The sequence below is a fragment of the Enterobacter sp. SLBN-59 genome (assembly GCF_024807915.1).
GTDB lineage: Bacteria > Pseudomonadota > Gammaproteobacteria > Enterobacterales > Enterobacteriaceae > Enterobacter > Enterobacter asburiae_B.
The window spans coordinates 4288456-4305481 of the sequence record NZ_JANUFI010000001.1; the positions used below are offsets into that span (position 1 = coordinate 4288456).

Annotated in this window: 16 protein-coding genes, 4 tRNA genes and 1 pseudogene; 10 read left to right on the forward strand and 11 right to left on the reverse strand. The window is 56.1% G+C overall.

What is annotated here, in order from left to right; genetic code table 11:
• The first annotated feature begins 51 nt into the window (after positions 1-51).
• The 6 genes from M2422_RS20440 to pdxK all read left to right on the forward strand — a co-directional run bounded on the left by M2422_RS20440 (position 52) and on the right by pdxK (position 5724).
• A complete protein-coding gene (locus tag M2422_RS20440) occupies positions 52-1065 on the forward strand; it encodes a sulfate ABC transporter substrate-binding protein (protein WP_064673722.1) in 1014 nt (337 codons plus the stop codon).
• A complete protein-coding gene (gene cysT / locus M2422_RS20445; protein WP_004123378.1) occupies positions 1065-1898 on the forward strand; it encodes a sulfate/thiosulfate ABC transporter permease CysT in 834 nt (277 codons plus the stop codon). The genes M2422_RS20440 and cysT overlap by 1 nt, the downstream gene beginning before the upstream one ends.
• Complete coding sequence (cysW, locus tag M2422_RS20450; RefSeq protein WP_023308733.1) at positions 1898-2773, forward strand: sulfate/thiosulfate ABC transporter permease CysW; 876 nt, start codon at positions 1898-1900, stop codon at positions 2771-2773. Before cysT ends, cysW begins: the two co-directional genes overlap by 1 nt.
• On the forward strand, positions 2763-3857 hold the full coding sequence (cysA, locus tag M2422_RS20455) for a sulfate/thiosulfate ABC transporter ATP-binding protein CysA (protein WP_008501607.1): 1095 nt from the start codon (positions 2763-2765) through the stop codon (positions 3855-3857). Before cysW ends, cysA begins: the two co-directional genes overlap by 11 nt.
• A 113-nt stretch (positions 3858-3970) precedes the next feature.
• Positions 3971-4882 (forward strand): cysteine synthase CysM, encoded by a 912-nt coding sequence (gene cysM / locus M2422_RS20460; RefSeq protein WP_064673721.1) that lies wholly within the window; start codon positions 3971-3973, stop codon positions 4880-4882.
• 5 nt (positions 4883-4887) lie between these two features.
• Positions 4888-5724 (forward strand): pyridoxine/pyridoxal/pyridoxamine kinase, encoded by an 837-nt coding sequence (gene pdxK / locus M2422_RS20465; protein ID WP_064673720.1) that lies wholly within the window; start codon positions 4888-4890, stop codon positions 5722-5724.
• Between the two features lie 44 nt (positions 5725-5768).
• Here pdxK and crr read toward each other — a convergent pair whose 3' ends face one another.
• The 5 genes from crr to cysZ all read right to left on the reverse strand — a co-directional run bounded on the left by crr (position 5769) and on the right by cysZ (position 10562).
• On the reverse strand, positions 5769-6278 hold the full coding sequence (gene crr, locus M2422_RS20470) for a PTS glucose transporter subunit IIA (protein WP_003861316.1): 510 nt from the start codon (positions 6276-6278) through the stop codon (positions 5769-5771).
• 40 nt (positions 6279-6318) lie between these two features.
• The gene (gene ptsI, locus M2422_RS20475) at positions 6319-8046 is read right to left on the reverse strand and encodes a phosphoenolpyruvate-protein phosphotransferase PtsI (RefSeq protein WP_023332954.1); all 1728 of its coding nucleotides are present in this window, start codon (positions 8044-8046) and stop codon (positions 6319-6321) included.
• 44 nt (positions 8047-8090) lie between these two features.
• Positions 8091-8348, reverse strand: a complete 258-nt coding sequence (gene ptsH, locus M2422_RS20480; RefSeq protein ID WP_000487600.1) for a phosphocarrier protein Hpr — start codon at positions 8346-8348, stop codon at positions 8091-8093.
• A 317-nt stretch (positions 8349-8665) separates the two neighbouring features.
• Positions 8666-9637 carry a cysteine synthase A gene (gene cysK, locus M2422_RS20485; RefSeq protein ID WP_014884739.1) on the reverse strand — a complete coding sequence of 324 codons (972 nt, stop codon included), beginning with the start codon at positions 9635-9637 and terminating at the stop codon, positions 8666-8668.
• A 163-nt stretch (positions 9638-9800) separates the two neighbouring features.
• Complete coding sequence (cysZ, locus tag M2422_RS20490) at positions 9801-10562, reverse strand: sulfate transporter CysZ (RefSeq protein WP_039263698.1); 762 nt, start codon at positions 10560-10562, stop codon at positions 9801-9803.
• A 230-nt stretch (positions 10563-10792) separates the two neighbouring features.
• Between cysZ and zipA the strand changes: the two genes are divergently transcribed.
• From zipA to M2422_RS20505, 3 genes and pseudogenes are all read left to right on the forward strand, one after another.
• Positions 10793-11776, forward strand: a complete 984-nt coding sequence (zipA, locus tag M2422_RS20495; protein WP_064673719.1) for a cell division protein ZipA — start codon at positions 10793-10795, stop codon at positions 11774-11776.
• Between the two features lie 69 nt (positions 11777-11845).
• Positions 11846-13861: an NAD-dependent DNA ligase LigA gene (ligA, locus tag M2422_RS20500; RefSeq protein WP_064673718.1), complete on the forward strand. Its 2016-nt coding sequence runs from the start codon at positions 11846-11848 to the stop codon at positions 13859-13861.
• A gap of 1 nt (position 13862) precedes the next feature.
• A pseudogene (locus M2422_RS20505) lies at positions 13863-14078 on the forward strand (DUF3820 family protein).
• Here the strand turns inward: M2422_RS20505 and M2422_RS20510 are convergent.
• On the reverse strand, positions 14075-15070 hold the full coding sequence (locus M2422_RS20510) for a bile acid:sodium symporter family protein (RefSeq protein ID WP_033146147.1): 996 nt from the start codon (positions 15068-15070) through the stop codon (positions 14075-14077). The pseudogene M2422_RS20505 and the gene M2422_RS20510 sit on opposite strands and share 4 nt — an antisense overlap.
• An 89-nt stretch (positions 15071-15159) precedes the next feature.
• Between M2422_RS20510 and M2422_RS20515 the strand changes: the two genes are divergently transcribed.
• Complete coding sequence (locus M2422_RS20515; protein WP_064673779.1) at positions 15160-16095, forward strand: LysR family transcriptional regulator; 936 nt, start codon at positions 15160-15162, stop codon at positions 16093-16095.
• Here the strand turns inward: M2422_RS20515 and M2422_RS20520 are convergent.
• The 5 genes from M2422_RS20520 to M2422_RS20540 form a co-directional block, all read right to left on the reverse strand.
• Entirely contained in the window at positions 16092-16430 is a 339-nt protein-coding gene (locus M2422_RS20520) for a FlxA-like family protein (RefSeq protein ID WP_064673717.1), read from the reverse strand. The genes M2422_RS20515 and M2422_RS20520 overlap by 4 nt on opposite strands.
• A gap of 188 nt (positions 16431-16618) precedes the next feature.
• Positions 16619-16694 (reverse strand) — tRNA-Lys (locus tag M2422_RS20525).
• Between the two features lie 4 nt (positions 16695-16698).
• Positions 16699-16774 (reverse strand) — tRNA-Val (locus M2422_RS20530).
• A 29-nt stretch (positions 16775-16803) separates the two neighbouring features.
• Positions 16804-16879: transfer RNA gene (locus M2422_RS20535), tRNA-Val, on the reverse strand.
• Positions 16880-16920: 41 nt separating this feature from the next.
• Positions 16921-16996, reverse strand: a tRNA-Val gene (locus M2422_RS20540).
• Positions 16997-17026 lie beyond the last annotated feature (30 nt).

Here is a 17026-nt window from a genome sequence, read left to right on the forward strand (position 1 = left end):
GTTATAAATATTATGACTATAAGATAGTCATCACATTTATAAGGGTGCGCAATGGCCGTTACTGTACTGAAAAAAGGAACTCTGGCGCTGGCAGGTTTACTGCTGGTGGCACAGGCGCAGGCGACTGAACTGTTGAACAGTTCGTATGACGTCTCCCGCGAGCTGTTTGCCGCCCTTAATCCACCGTTTGAACAGCAGTGGGCGAAAGATAATAACGGCGACAAGCTGACCATTAAGCAGTCCCACGCCGGGTCGTCCAAGCAGGCGCTGGCGATTTTGCAGGGCCTGAAAGCGGATGTGGTGACTTACAACCAGTTGACTGACGTGCAGATCCTGCACGACAAAGGCAAGCTGATCCCGGCAGACTGGCAGAGCCGACTGCCGAACAATAGTTCCCCGTTCTATTCCACCATGGGCTTCCTGGTGCGTAAGGGCAACCCGAAGAATATCCACGACTGGAGCGACCTGGTGCGTTCCGACGTGAAGCTGATTTTCCCGAATCCAAAAACTTCCGGTAACGCGCGTTATACCTATTTAGCCGCGTGGGGCGCGGCGGACAAGGCTGACGGTAACGATAAAGCCAAAACCGAGCAGTTCATGACCCAGTTCCTGAAAAACGTCGAAGTGTTTGATACCGGCGGCCGCGGGGCGACCACGACCTTCGCGGAACGCGGTCTCGGCGATGTTCTGATCAGCTTTGAATCGGAAGTGAATAACATCCGCAAACAGTACGAAGCGCAGGGCTTCGAGGTCGTTATCCCGAAAACCAACATCCTGGCCGAGTTCCCGGTGGCATGGGTGGATAAAAACGTGCAGGCGAACGGTACCGAGAAAGCGGCAAAAGCCTATCTCAACTACCTGTACAGCCCGCAGGCGCAGACCATCATTACCGATTACTACTACCGCGTGAATAACCCGGACGTAATGAACAAGCTGAAAGATAAGTTCCCGCAGACCGATTTGTTCCGCGTGGAAGATCATTTCGGCTCCTGGCCTGATGTGATGAAAGCGCATTTTGCCAGCGGCGGTGAGTTAGACAAACTGCTGGCGGCGGGGCATAAGTAATGTTTGCAGTTTCGACAAAACGCGTGCTGCCGGGTTTTACCTTAAGCCTCGGGACCAGCCTGCTGTTCGTCTGCCTGATCCTGCTGTTGCCGCTCAGCGCGCTGGTGATGCAGCTTGCTCAGATGAGCTGGGCGCAATACTGGGACGTGGTCACCAACCCGCAGGTGGTGGCGGCCTATAAGGTGACGCTGCTGTCGGCGTTTGTCGCCTCCATTTTTAACGGCGTGTTTGGCCTGCTGATGGCGTGGATCTTAACCCGCTATCGCTTCCCGGGCCGCACGCTGCTTGACGCCCTGATGGATCTGCCGTTTGCGCTACCGACGGCGGTGGCGGGCTTAACCCTCGCGTCGCTCTTCTCCGTGAACGGGCTGTACGGCGAGTGGCTGGCGAAATTTGACATCAAAGTGACCTACACCTGGCTCGGTATCGCGGTGGCGATGGCCTTTACCAGCATCCCGTTTGTAGTCCGTACCGTGCAGCCTGTGCTGGAAGAGTTGGGGCCGGAATACGAAGAAGCGGCGGAAACGCTGGGTGCCACGCGCTGGCAGAGCTTCCGCAAGGTGGTTCTGCCGGAGCTCTCTCCGGCGCTGATGGCGGGCGTCGCGCTGTCGTTTACCCGCAGCCTCGGTGAGTTCGGCGCGGTGATTTTTATCGCCGGGAACATCGCCTGGAAAACAGAAGTCACCTCGCTGATGATTTTCATCCGTTTGCAGGAGTTTGATTATCCGGCGGCGAGCGCGATTGCCTCGGTGATCCTGGCGGCGTCGCTGCTGCTGCTGTACTCAATTAACACTCTGCAAAGTCGCTTTGGTCGACGTGTGGTAGGTCACTGATGGCGGAAGTTACGCAATTGAAGCGATACGATGCACCCCGCATCAACTGGGGTAAATGGTTTCTGATTGGGGCGGGCGTACTGGTTTCCGCCCTCATTCTCGTCGTGCCGACGGTTTATATCTTTGTTCAGGCATTCAGCAAGGGCCTGATGCCCGCGCTGGAAAACCTGGCGAACCCGGATATGCTGCATGCCATCTGGCTGACCGTGCTGATTGCGCTGATCACCGTGCCGGTGAACCTCGTGTTCGGGACCCTGCTGGCCTGGCTGGTAACCCGCTTTAACTTCCCGGGACGTCAGCTGCTGCTGACCCTGCTGGACATTCCTTTCGCCGTATCGCCGGTGGTGGCGGGTCTGGTGTACCTGCTCTTTTACGGCTCCAACGGCCCGTTGGGCGGCTGGCTGGACGAGCATAACCTGCAGATCATGTTCGCCTGGCCGGGCATGGTGCTGGTCACCATCTTCGTGACCTGTCCGTTTGTGGTGCGTGAGCTGGTGCCGGTGATGTTAAGCCAGGGGAGCAACGAAGACGAAGCGGCGGTGCTGCTGGGCGCGTCTGGCTGGCAGATGTTCCGTCGCGTGACGCTGCCAAATATCCGCTGGGCGCTGCTTTACGGCGTGGTGCTGACCAACGCCCGCGCGATTGGTGAGTTCGGTGCCGTTTCCGTCGTCTCCGGCTCCATCCGGGGTGAAACCCTGTCGCTGCCGCTCCAGATTGAGCTGCTGCAGCAGGACTACAACACCATCGGCTCGTTTACTGCCGCAGCGTTGCTGACGCTGATGGCCATCTTGACCCTGTTTTTGAAGAGTGTGGTGCAGTGGCGTTTAGAAAATCAGGAAAAACGTCAGCATCAGGAGGGAAATCATGAGCATTGAGATTGCCAATATTAAGAAGTCTTTTGGTCGCACCCAGGTGCTGAATGATATCTCGCTGGATATCCCTTCCGGACAAATGGTGGCGCTGCTGGGGCCGTCCGGCTCGGGCAAAACCACGCTGCTGCGTATTATCGCCGGGCTTGAGCATCAGACCAGCGGGCACATCCGCTTCCACGGCACCGACGTGAGCCGTCTGCACGCCCGCGATCGTAAAGTAGGCTTTGTGTTCCAGCACTACGCGCTGTTCCGCCACATGACCGTGTTCGACAACATCGCGTTTGGCCTGACCGTGCTGCCGCGTCGCGAACGTCCGGATGCGGCAACTATTAAGGCGAAAGTGACCAAACTGCTGGAGATGGTGCAGCTGGCTCACCTGGCGGATCGTTTCCCGGCCCAGCTGTCCGGCGGGCAGAAACAGCGCGTGGCGCTGGCGCGCGCGCTGGCCGTTGAGCCGCAAATTCTGCTGCTGGATGAACCCTTCGGCGCGCTGGATGCGCAGGTGCGTAAAGAGCTGCGCCGCTGGCTGCGTCAGCTCCATGAAGAGCTGAAATTCACCAGCGTCTTCGTGACCCACGATCAGGAAGAGGCGATGGAAGTTGCGGATCGCGTGGTGGTCATGAGCCAGGGCAACATTGAGCAGGTTGACGAGCCGGAGCAGCTCTGGCGTGAACCGGCGACCCGCTTCGTGCTGGAGTTTATGGGCGAGGTAAACCGTCTGCAGGGCACTATTCGCGGCGGACAGTTCCACGTTGGCGCGCATCGCTGGCCGCTGGGCTATACCTCCGCGCATCAGGGGCCGGTCGATCTGTTCCTGCGTCCGTGGGAAGTGGACGTGAGCCGCCGAACCAGCCTGGATTCACCGCTGCCGGTGCAGGTGCTGGAAGCTAGCCCTAAAGGTCACTACACCCAATTAGTGGTACAGCCGCTGGGCTGGTATACCGAGCCGCTGACCGTGGTCATGCGCGACGACGTGCCGCCGCACCGGGGTGAGCGCCTGTTTGTTGGGTTGCAGCACGCCCGTATTTATCACGGGAAGGAGCGCATCGAGACGCGCGAGGATATTGCTCTGGCGGAGTCAGCCTGATAGGTTAGGATTACGTAGTTTTGCCGGGTGGCGCTGCGCTTACCCGGCCTACAATATGACGTCTGTAGGCCCGGTAAGCGAAGCGCCACCGGGCTTTTTATTGGACAGCGATCATGAATACATTAGAACACACCATCGGCAACACTCCTTTGGTCAAGCTTCAGCGCACGGGTCCGGACAACGGCAGCGAAATCTGGGTCAAACTCGAAGGCAATAACCCGGCGGGGTCGGTGAAAGACCGTGCGGCGCTGTCGATGATTGTCCAGGCCGAAAAACGCGGAGAAATTAAGCCAGGCGACGTGCTGATTGAGGCCACCAGCGGCAACACCGGCATCGCCCTGGCGATGATTGCTGCGCTGAAAGGCTACCGCATGAAGCTGCTGATGCCGGACAACATGAGCCAGGAACGCCGCGCCGCGATGCGTGCCTACGGGGCCGAGCTGATTCTGGTGAGCAAAGAGCAGGGAATGGAAGGCGCGCGCGACTTAGCGCTGGAGATGGCCGGGCGCGGTGAAGGTAAACTGCTGGATCAGTTCAACAATCCGGACAACCCGTACGCGCACTACACCACCACCGGCCCGGAAATCTGGCAGCAAACCGACGGGCGTATAACCCATTTTGTCTCTAGTATGGGCACCACCGGCACCATTACCGGGGTATCGCGTTTTCTGCGCGAGCAGGAAAAAACCGTCACCATCGTTGGCCTCCAGCCGGAAGAGGGGAGCAGCATTCCGGGGATTCGCCGCTGGCCGGCGGAGTATATGCCCGGCATCTTTAATGCGCAGCTGGTGGATCAGGTGCTGGATCTTCACCAGCGCGAGGCGGAAAATACCATGCGTGAGCTGGCCGTGCGCGAAGGTATCTTCTGCGGCGTCAGCTCGGGCGGCGCGGTAGCGGGGGCGATTCGGGTAGCGCAGGCAAACCCGGGGGCGGTAGTGGTGGCGATTATTTGCGATCGCGGCGATCGCTATCTGTCTACCGGCGTCTTTGGTGAAGAGAGTTATTCGCAGGGGGCGGGGATTTAAGCGTCATGGAGATGATTCTATTCCGGGATAACACCCGGGCGCAGCAAACCGACATTGTCGCCGTGCAGTCGCAGGTGGTTTACGGCAGCGTGGGGAACAGCATTGCGGTACCGAATATTCGTACCCACAGGCTGAACGTCACCGCCGTGCCGACGGTTCTGTTTAGCAACACGCCGCATTACGATACGTTTTATGGTGGGGTGATCCCCGACGAGTGGTTCAGCGGCTATCTTAAGGCACTGGAAGAACGCGAGATCCTGCGCGAGCTTAAAGCGGTCACCACCGGCTATATGGGCAGCGCCAGCCAGATCGTCCTGCTGGCTCAATGGCTGAAGGCGGTCAAAGCGCAGCATCCTGACCTGCTGGTGCTGGTCGACCCGGTTATCGGCGATATCGACAGCGGAATGTACGTGAAGCCTGAGATCCCGCAGGCATATCGGGAACACCTGCTGCCGCTGGCGCAGGGGATCACACCAAACGTCTATGAGCTGGAAGTGTTAAGCGGCAAACCGTGCCGTACGCCGGAAAGCGCCATCTCGGCGGCGCAGGGACTGCTCTCCGATAGCCTGAAATGGGTGGCGATCACCAGCGCGCCGGTGACCGATGACCCGGAAAACATCCACGTGGTGCTGGTGACGAATGAAGGCGTGACCGTCAGCGCGCATCCGCGCGTAGAAACCGATCTGAAAGGGACGGGCGACCTGTTCTGTTCAGAGCTGGTGAGCGGAATTGTTGAGGGGAAAACCGTTGCCGATGCCATTCGCATGGCCGGCGATCGGGTGACTGACGTGATGCTCTATACCCAGTCGAAGGGCTACGACGAGCTTATCCTACCGGTATAAACAAAAATGGCGCCCGAAGGCGCCATTTTTCTGTGCGGCAAGAATTACTTCTTGATGCGGATAACCGGGGTTTCACCCACGGTGACGCTGCCAGACAGTTTGATCAGTTCTTTGATTTCGTCCATGTTGGAGATAACAACCGGCGTCAGGGTAGACTTGGCTTTTTCTTCCAGCAGTGGCAGATCGAATTCAATTACCGGGTCGCCAACTTTAACACGCTGGCCTTCTTCCGCGATACGTTTGAAGCCTTCGCCTTTCAGTTCAACGGTGTCGATACCGAAGTGAACGAACAGTTCGATACCGCTATCAGATTCGATAGAGAACGCATGGTTGGTTTCAAAAATTTTACCGATGGTGCCGTCAACTGGAGCAACCATTTTGTTGCCAGTTGGTTTGATAGCAATGCCATCACCAACGATTTTCTCAGCAAACACTACATCCGGCACGTCTTCGATGTTGACGATCTCGCCGGAGAGCGGAGCAACAATCTCAATAGTTCCGGAGTCTTTCTTATCATCAGAAACCAGAGATTTCAGTTTATCGAACAAACCCATGATCTTCTCCTAAGCAGTAATTTGGGCCGCATCTCGTGGATTAGCAGATTGTTTTTTCTTCAATGAACTTGTTAACCAGCGTCATTAACTCGTCCGTTGTCGGTTGAGCAAGAGCCTGCTCTGCTAACACCTTCGCATCTTCGAAGTTCGTGTTACGGATAATCTTCTTAATGCGCGGGATGGAAATGGCGCTCATAGAGAATTCGTCCAGACCCATACCCAGCAACAGAAGTGTAGCACGTTCGTCGCCTGCAAGCTCACCACACATGCCAGTCCATTTACCTTCTGCATGAGAAGCATCAATAACTTGCTTGATCAAGTTCAGTACGGACGGTGACATTGGCTGGTAGAGATGTGAAATCATATCATTACCACGGTCAACTGCCAGGGTGTACTGCGTTAAATCATTGGTGCCGATACTAAAGAAATCAACTTCTTTGGCTAAATGACGCGCAATGGTCGCCGCCGCAGGTGTTTCCACCATCACGCCGATCTCGATTGACTCGTCAAACGCTTTACCTTCGTCGCGCAGTTCCTGTTTGTAGATTTCGATCTCTTTCTTCAGTGCACGCACTTCTTCAACAGAGATGATCATCGGGAACATGATGCGCAGTTTACCGAAAGCAGAGGCACGCAGGATCGCGCGAACCTGGTCACGCAGGATCTCTTTACGATCCATCGCGATACGGATTGCACGCCAGCCCAGGAACGGGTTCTCTTCTTTCGGGAAGTTCATGTACGGCAGCTCTTTGTCGCCGCCGATGTCCATGGTACGGACGATAACCGCCTGAGAACCACACGCTTCAGCCACGGCTTTATAGGCAGCAAACTGCTCTTCTTCCGTTGGCAGCGCGTCGCGGTCCATGAACAGGAATTCTGTACGATAGAGACCTACGCCTTCCGCACCGTTGCGCTCAGCGCCATCAACGTCGCGGACGGTACCGATGTTTGCGCACACTTCTACCTGATGGCCGTCCAGGGTGATGGCTGGCAGGTCTTTCAGCTTAGCGAGTTCCGCTTTTTCAGTCGCAACTTGCTCCTGAACCGCGCGCAGTTTATCGATCTCTTCATTGGTTGGGTTGACGTAAACCAGATTGTTTACGGCATCCAGAATCAGATAGTCGCCGTTTTTCACCTGAGAGGTGACGCTACCGGTACCCACGATGGCAGGCAGTTCCAGAGAGCGCGCCATGATAGAGGTGTGCGAGGTACGGCCACCCGCGTCGGTGATGAAACCGAGGACCTTTTTCAGGTTCAGCTGTGCAGTTTCAGACGGGGTGAGGTCAGCGGCAACCAGGATGACTTCATCCTGAATCGCGCTCAGGTCGATGATGGCCAGACCCAGGATGTTGCGCAGCAGGCGCTTACCGATGTCACGTACGTCAGCCGCACGCTCTTTCAAGTATTCATCATCCAGTTCTTCCAGGGCAGTTGCCTGACCTTCGATAACTTCATGCGCAGCCGCGTCGGCCGTCATGCCTTTATCTTTAATCAGGGCTATGATTTCCTGCTCCAGCTCCTCATCTTCGAGCAGCATGATGTGCCCTTCGAAGATGGCTTCTTTTTCTTCACCGAAAGTTTCGCCAGCTTTAGTTTTGATTGCTTCCAGTTGCGCAGATGCCTTGGCACGACCGCTCAGAAAACGTTCAACTTCCTGATCAACCTTGTCGGCAGAAATTTTTTTCCGGTCGATGACGATCTCGTCTTCTTTCAGCAGCAGTGCTTTGCCGAAAGCGATACCCGGGGATGCTAAAATGCCTGAAATCATAACCCTACCTTACTTGTGACTGATATTTAAAAGAACCCGGAAACTTACTCGAGCTCAGCCATCAGTTTTACCAGATGCTCAACTGCTTTCTGCTCGTCTTCACCTTCTGCAGAGATGGTGACAACGGTGCCCTGAGTCAGGCCCAGAGTCTGCAGTTTGAACAGGCTTTTTGCGCTCGCGCTTTTGCCGTTGGAAGTCACAGTGATTTCAGAAGTGAAGCCTTTTGCTTCTTTAACAAACTGAGCAGCAGGGCGGGTGTGCAGACCGTTCGGAGCGGTAATGGTAACTTCTTGCTGGAACATTGTATTTCCCCAACTTATAGGTTTAGTGTTGTGGAACTAAAGTCTAGCCTGGCGACTGAACTTTAGCCTGTATTGTTAGCGCTGACGTTTCGATCGTCATTAAACATTATGCAGCGAAAGCAAGACTTGAACCAAATCATAAAATCGATTCAGCAAGGCTATTTCATTCACCGATTAATTTCACGCATCAAAATAATTGCTGGTTTAAATACCAGACCCAACGGGGTGAAGCAATGCCAGGAGGGGCAAAAGTTTGAAGCAGGCCACAAAAAAGCACCTGAAAAGGTGCTTTTTTACGCGTTATTAACATGCTGGCACTACTGTTGCAGTTCTTTTTCGGTAAACAGATCGGCAAACAGTGCGGTGCTCAGGTAACGCTCGCCCGAAGAAGGAAGGATAACCACAATATTCTTGTTGGTAAAGGCTTCATCTTCCTGAAGCTTGAGCGCTGCCGCAACGGCCGCACCGGAAGAGATACCCGCCAGAATGCCTTCTTCATCCATCAGGCGACGCGCGGTAGAAATGGCTTCTTCGTTAGTGATAGTCACCACTTTATCGATCAGCTTCAGGTCCAGGTTGCCCGGAATGAAGCCTGCGCCAATACCCTGAATTTTATGCGGGCCTGGCTTAAGCTCTTCACCCGCCAGTGCCTGGGTGATAACCGGTGAGTCAGTTGGCTCAACGGCAACGGTGATCAGGTCTTTTTTACCCTTTGTGCCTTTAATATAGCGTGACACGCCGGTCAGCGTACCGCCGGTACCTACGCCGGAGATAAAGACGTCAACCTGGCCGTCGGTATCTTCCCAGATTTCCGGACCGGTGGTCTTCTCGTGAATTTCCGGGTTAGCCGGGTTGCTGAACTGCTGCAGCAGCAGATATTTCGCCGGATCGCTGGCCACAATCTCTTCAGCTTTCTGGATGGCGCCCTTCATGCCCTTCGCGCCTTCGGTCAGCACCAGGTTCGCGCCCAGCGCTTTGAGCAGCTTACGACGCTCAATGCTCATGGTTTCTGGCATGGTCAGCGTCAGCTTGTAGCCACGCGCGGCGGCCACATAGGCCAGAGCGATACCGGTGTTACCGCTGGTCGGTTCCACCAGCTCAACGCCAGGCTTCAGTACGCCACGTTTTTCAGCATCCCAAATCATGTTTGCACCGATACGGCATTTTACGCTGAAGCTCGGGTTACGTGATTCGACCTTCGCCAGAATGCGTCCATTACCGATACGGTTCAGTCGAACCAGGGGCGTATGACCGATAGTCAGCGAGTTGTCTTCATAAATCTTACTCATGGCCTGTCCTTAACTGTATGAAATTGGGATACCGACCCAGCATACCTGTTGAGCAGGTAGGGGGAAGTAAGGAATTCGCATATCTATATACTGCAAGGAAATAATGGGGATCAGTATGGAATAAGGGGCGGCATAAGCCACCCCTGCTTTACACATTTTTGCATTATTTCCATAACGCGTGCTTAGCACGGTAGCAGTCGACCCACATCGCCGTCGCGCCGCAGACGGCGACGGGCATGATGAACAGATTCAGGAAGGGAATCATGGTGAACAGGCTGGTCAGCGCGCCAAACTGCATGTTCGCGACCTTCTGGCTTCGCAGGGCAGTGCGCATCTCTTTAAACGGCACCTTGTGGTTATCGAACGGATAGTCGCAGTACTGGATGGCCAGCATCCAGGCGCTGAACAGGAACCACAGCACCGGCGCCACCGTCTGGCCAATGCCTGGCACAAAATAGAGGATAAGCAGCACGACCGCGCGGGGCAGGTACCAGGCAAACTTCTGCCACTCGCGCTTCATGATGCGTGGCAGGTCTTTCATGATCCCCAGCACGCCCGTGTCCGGCGGCGTCGCACCGGTAAGCCGCGCTTCCAGCTGTTCCGCCAGCAGACCGTTGAACGGTGCGGCTATCCAGTTGGCAATCGTCGAAAAGAAGTATCCAAACACCAGCAGCACGGAGATCACCGCCACCGGCCAGAGCAGGTAGTTAAGCCACTGCAGCCAGTCCGGAACGTAACTCATCAGCGACGGGATCCAGCTCTCCAGCTTTGTGAATAGCCACCAGAACGCGCCGCCCATCAGAATAATGTTGATCAACAGCGGCAGAATCACGAAGCGTCGAATCCCCGGCAGGGAGACCAGTTTCCAGCCCTGAGAAAAATACCAGACGCCGCTGCGCGGGGGAGAAGAAGATGTTGAAACCATAGCCAGGCTGTACTCCTTTTTACACAACCAGTGGAATTGCCCGCCTATATTATCCACTTACGGAGCAATGACCAGTTCGGAAATGTTCGAAAAACCAGCAAAAAGCACGATTTCCTTCATCTTTATGCTGTGAATGCTCTGCACACACTTGCACTTGACGTAAACGGCAAATACTCTTAGTGAGTAAATGTTTGCCGTGGTGGCAAGGTGTTAGAACAACAGAGAATATAATGATGCAGGATTTGCGTCTGATATTAATCATTGTTGGCGCGATCGCCATAATCGCTTTACTGGTACATGGTTTCTGGACCAGCCGTAAAGAGCGTTCCTCGATGTTTCGCGATCGCCCACTGAAGCGCATGAAGTCCAGTCGTGACGACGATGACAGTGAAGATGACATCGACGGCAGCGATGACGACGGCGTGGGTGAAGTTCGTGTTCATCGGGTCAATACTGCGCCCGGCGCAGGCCATGGGGAGCATGAAGCGCCTCGTCCTTCGCAGCACCAGTATCAACCGCCGTATGCTTCTGCACAGCCGCGCCAGCCAGCGCCGCAGCCTGTGGAAGAACCGGTGCGCCAGCCGCCGCAACAGCCTGTCTATCAGCAGCCTGCTGCGCCACAGCCGGTTCAACAGCAACCGGTGCAGCAGCCCGTGCAGCAACATCCTGCTCAGCCGGTACAACAACCGCAGCAGCCTGTTCACGTACAGCCTGCGCCTCAGCCTGCTCCGGCTCCGCACGTTGAGCCTGAGCCCGTTGTAGAACCAGAGCCGGTTGTTGAAAAACCGCAGCGTAAAGAAGCGGTGATCATCATGAACGTGGCCGCGCATCACGGCAGCCATCTTAACGGTGACGTGCTGCTCAACAGTATTCAACAGGCAGGATTCAAGTTTGGCGATATGAACATTTTCCATCGTCACCTGAGCCCTGACGGTAGCGGTCCGGCGCTGTTCAGCCTGGCCAACATGGTTAACCCTGGCACCTTTGATCCGGAAATGACCGGTGATTTCGTGACCCCGGGCGTCACTATCTTTATGCAGGTGCCTTCTTACGGCGATGAACTGCAAAACTTTAAGCTGATGCTGCAGTCCGCTCAGCACATCGCTGACGAAGTCGGCGGCGTGGTGCTCGACGATCAGCGTCGAATGATGACCCCGCAGAAGCTGCGCGAGTATCAGGACCGCATCCGCGAAGTTAAGGAAGCTAACGCGTAATCGTCGCGTTTACTTCAACTCCTCCTCAACCCCCGCCTGTCGGGGGTTTTTTCTCATTGATGGTGCGATATGGACTCAATCGAACAACAACTCACTGAACTGCGAACCACGCTTCGCCATCATGAATACCTCTATCATGTTATGGACGCGCCGGAAGTCCCGGATGCCGAATATGACCGCCTGATGCGCGAGCTGCGCGAATTAGAGGCGCAGCATCCGGAGCTTATCACGCCGGATTCCCCCACCCAGCGCGTCGGCGCTGAGCCGCTTGGCGCTTTCAGCCAGGTGCGCCATGAGGTGCCGATGCTGTCGCTGGATAACGTATTTGATGAAGAGAGCTTCCTCGCGTTTAACAAGCGCGTGCAGGATCGTCTGAAAAGCAGCGACTCCCTCACCTGGTGCTGCGAGCTCAAGCTGGATGGCCTGGCGGTCAGTCTTCTCTATGAAAACGGTGTGCTGGTGCGTGCCGCAACGCGTGGCGACGGTACGACGGGCGAAGACATCACCACCAACGTGCGTACCATCCGCGCGATCCCGCTGAAGCTGCAGGGTGAAAACATTCCCGCGCGTCTGGAAGTGCGCGGCGAGGTGTTCCTGCCCCAGGCGGGCTTCGAGAAAATTAACGACGAGGCGCGTCGCACCGGCGGGAAGGTGTTTGCTAACCCGCGTAATGCGGCGGCAGGCTCTCTGCGCCAGCTTGACCCGCGTATTACCGCGAAGCGACCGCTTACTTTCTTCTGCTACGGCGTCGGTATTCTGGAGGGCGGCGAGCTGCCGGATACGCACCTCGGACGCCTGCTGCAGTTTAAAGCGTGGGGCCTGCCGGTGAGCAACCGCGTTCAGCTCTGCGACTCGCCGGAAGCGGTGCTGGCGTTCTACCACAAGGTGGAAGAGGACCGTCCGACGCTCGGTTTTGATATTGATGGCGTCGTCATCAAGGTGAATTCTCTGGCGCTGCAGGAGCAGCTAGGCTTTGTGGCGCGCGCGCCGCGCTGGGCGGTGGCGTTTAAGTTCCCTGCTCAGGAGCAGATGACCGTCGTTCGCGATGTGGAGTTCCAGGTTGGCCGTACGGGGGCGATTACCCCGGTCGCCCGTCTGGAGCCCGTGCAGGTTGCGGGCGTGCTGGTGAGTAATGCCACGTTGCATAACGCCGATGAAATCGAACGCCTCGGCCTGCGCATTGGTGACAAAGTGGTGATTCGCCGCGCGGGCGACGTTATCCCGCAGGTGGTTAACGTCGTGGAGTCGGAACGTCCTGCCGATACGCGCGAGATCGTCTTCCCGACCCACTGCCCGGTGTGCGGCTCCGACGTTGAGCGTGTGGAAGGTGAAGCGGTGGCGCGCTGTACTGGGGGCTTAATCTGTGGTGCGCAGCGTAAAGAATCGCTGAAGCACTTCGTCTCCCGTCGGGCGATGGATGTCGACGGCATGGGCGACAAGATTATCGATCAGCTGGTTGAGAAAGAGTATGTCCATACGCCAGCGGATCTCTTCAGGCTGACGGCAGGTAAACTGACCGGTCTGGATCGCATGGGGCCAAAGTCAGCCCAGAATGTGGTTAACGCGCTGGAAGCCGCCAAAGAGACGACCTTTGCCCGCTTCCTGTACGCGCTGGGCATTCGTGAAGTGGGTGAGGCGACGGCAGCGGGCCTGGCGGCGTACTTTGGTACGCTGGAGGCGCTGGAAAAGGCAAGCATCGACGAGCTGCAGAAAGTCCCTGACGTTGGCATTGTGGTCGCCACGCACGTATTTAACTTCTTCGCCGAAGAGAGCAACCGTGAAGTTATCGGCAAGCTGCTGGAAGAGGGCATCAGGTGGCCCGCGCCAGTGGTGGTTAACGCCGAAGAGATCGACAGTCCGTTCGCCGGTAAAACGGTCGTCCTGACCGGCAGCCTGAGCCAGCTTTCACGCGACGATGCGAAAGCGCGCCTGGTGGCGCTGGGGGCCAAAGTGGCGGGCAGCGTGTCGAAGAAAACCGACCTGGTGATCGCCGGGGAAGCGGCGGGTTCGAAGCTGGCAAAAGCCCAGGAGCTCGGCATTGCGGTTATCGATGAAGCGGAAATGATGCGTCTGTTAGGAGAGTAACGTGGAGAAAGAACAGCTCGTTGAAATAGCCAATACGGAGATGCCGTTCGGTAAATAAAAGGGCCGCAGGCTGATTGATTTGCCGGAGGAGTATCTGCTGTGGTTTGCCCGTAAGGATGAATTCCCGGCAGGGCGACTGGGCGAGCTGATGGCTATCACGTTACTGATCAAAACCGAGGGGCTGACCCAGCTGGTTCAGCCCCTAAAACGTCCTTAAGCCTTCGCGGCGCGGGTCTCTTCCTGCGCCAGCTTTTCGGTCTGGCGCTTGTAGCGACGCGCCAGCACCGCGCAGACCATCAGCTGGATCTGGTGGAAAATCATCAGCGGCAGCACCATCATCCCAATCACCGAGGTCGGGAATAGAATATTGGCCATCGGGATACCGTTAGCCAGGCTCTTTTTCGAACCGCAGAACACAATGGTGATTTCATCCGCTTTGCTGAAGCCGCACCTGCGTGCCACAAAGACGTTTACCGCAATCACAATCGCCAGCAGGACGATGCTGACCACCACGATAAACAGCAGCGAACCTGCGCCCACCTTATGCCAGATCCCGTTCACAACCGCTTCACTGAAGGCGGAATAGACCACCAGCAGAATCGACGACTGGTCGGTTTTTGAGATCCATTTCTTGTGCTTAGCCACGAACGCCCCGGTCCATGGACGGGATAGATGCCCCAGGACAAACGGCAGCAGCAGCTGCAGGCAAATTTTTCCAACCTGCTCGAGATTGCCTTCCGCGCCGTGCATGTTCATCAGCAGGCCCACCAGCAGCGGGGAAACGAAAATCCCTAACAGGCTGGATGCTGATGCCGAGCAGACCGCGGCCGCAACGTTCCCTCCGGCGAGAGAGGTAAAGGCAATGGCGGACTGTACGGTAGCCGGCAGAATACAGAGATACAGGAAACCGGTGTAGAGCGCCGGGTCGACGTTAACCGGCGCCCACCAGGCAAACAGCACTCCGAGGATTGGGAACAGAATGAACGTGCTGCACATCACCCAGAGATGCAGCCGCCAGTGGCTACCGCCGGCAATAATCGCTTCGCGCGAGAGCTTTGCGCCGTGCATAAAGAACAGCAGTGCGATGGCGGCCGTCGTCAGCCCTTCAAAAAACGGGACGAAGCCCCCGCGGGCGGGGAAGAACGAGGCCAGTAAAACGGTAACCACCAGGGTGAGCGTAAACGGATCAACAATACGAAATAGTTTCATAATGACTCCTGAAAACAGATGTCGCTATTGTGCTTTTTTCCATTTGAGAAATAAAATTGATTTATTGCATCCATTCATGAATGAAACAGATGAATTACTCCTTACGCCAGCTTCGTATTTTCGTCACCGTCGCTCACGCCCGCAGCTTTAGCCGGGCAGGGGAGATGATTGGCCTGAGCCAGTCGGCGGTCAGCCACAGCGTGAAAGAGCTTGAGAATCAGACCGGGGTGAAGTTGCTTGACCGCACAACCCGTGAAGTGGTGCTGACCGAAGCAGGGCAGCAGCTCGCCCTGCGTCTTGAACGATTGCTGGATGAGCTGAACAGCACGCTCAGAGACGTGGGGAGGCTGGGGCAGCAGCTTTCGGGGACCGTGCGCGTCGCGGCCAGCCAGACAATCTCTGCGCACCTTATCCCTCAGTGTATTGCCGAGGGAAGTCATCGCTACCCGGACATTGATTTTGTCCTGCATGACAGGCCGCAGCAGTGGGTGCTGGAGAGCATCCGCCAGGGAGATGTGGATTTTGGTATTGTTATCGATCCCGGCCAGGCGAGCGATCTGGCGTGTGAAAGCGTACTTTCCGAGCCATTCTTGCTGCTCTGCCGTGACGACGACCCGCTGGCCACGTTGCCGGAAATCAGCTGGCAGTCTCTGACGGGCGCGAACCTGGTTTTACAGGATTATGCCTCGGGCAGTCGTCCGCTGATTGATTCCGCGCTGGTGAATCAGGGCGTAAAGGCAACGATCGTGCAGGAGATTGGTCACCCGGCGACGCTTTTTCCGATGGTGGAAGCCGGTATTGGCATCAGCGTGTTGCCCGCCCTGGCGCTTCCCCTGCCGCAGGGAAGCCGGCTGGCCGTCAGGCGATTAACGCCCGTTGTTGAGCGAAAGCTGATGCTGGTGCGGCGAAAAAATCGCTCACTCTCGGGGGCGGCGCAGGCTATCTGGGAAGTGGTGCGTATCCAGGCACAACGATTAACCGAAGCCCGCATACGCGACCCACTGTTTAACGCATCAGAAGATTAGATGTAGATATCAATATGATTATTGTCTGAAGGGGTATTCACCCCTTCCACTTTGCCCAGCTTTTGATCCTGCTTCTTCTGGGCCTCTTCGGCCTGCTGGCGCTGCAGCGCGGCGAGCTGTGCCTGCAGCACTTTGAGCTGGGTCTGAATAAGTTCCTGCTGCTTTTTCTTCTCATCGGTGCTGATGGGGCTGTTCGCCAGCTCTTTTAACTGCTGAGTCAGCTTTTTGATCTTGTCGAGAATGCGGGTGATTTGCGTAGCGATATCGTTACTGCTCGAAGTTCCACTCGCGCCGCTGGTTTGAATCTGTTGGGTTGAAGCCTGAATGGTCGTCATACTTTTTCCTCGCGTTATAAAACAGAGGTATCGGCACCAACGGGATTAGCTTGAGCAAAACTGCCATATCTGGCAGGGAGTTACATTGATACACAATCAGTATTGATGATGCGGTGAAAGTGTACTGGAAGGCGGAAGTAGACAAACTGCAGATAGCAAAAAGGCGCCTTTAGGGCGCCTTTCTACATTGGTGGGTCGTGCAGGATTCGAACCTGCGACCAATTGATTAAAAGTCAACTGCTCTACCAACTGAGCTAACGACCCGAAATGGTGGGCGATGACGGGCTCGAACCGCCGACCCCCTCCGTGTAAAGGAGATGCTCTACCAACTGAGCTAATCGCCCATTTCGGAACTGCTGCGATAAGGTGAGAATGGTGGGCGATGACGGGCTCGAACCGCCGACCCCCTCCGTGTAAAGGAGATGCTCTACCAACTGAGCTAATCGCCCAATCTCAATTCTTATCTACACTGCGGGCCTACCGAAGTAGATGGTGGGTGATGACGGGCTCGAACCGCCGACCCCCTCCGTGTAAAGGAGATGCTCTACCAACTGAGCTAATCACCCCCGCTGTGTGGAGTCGCATTATAGGGAGAG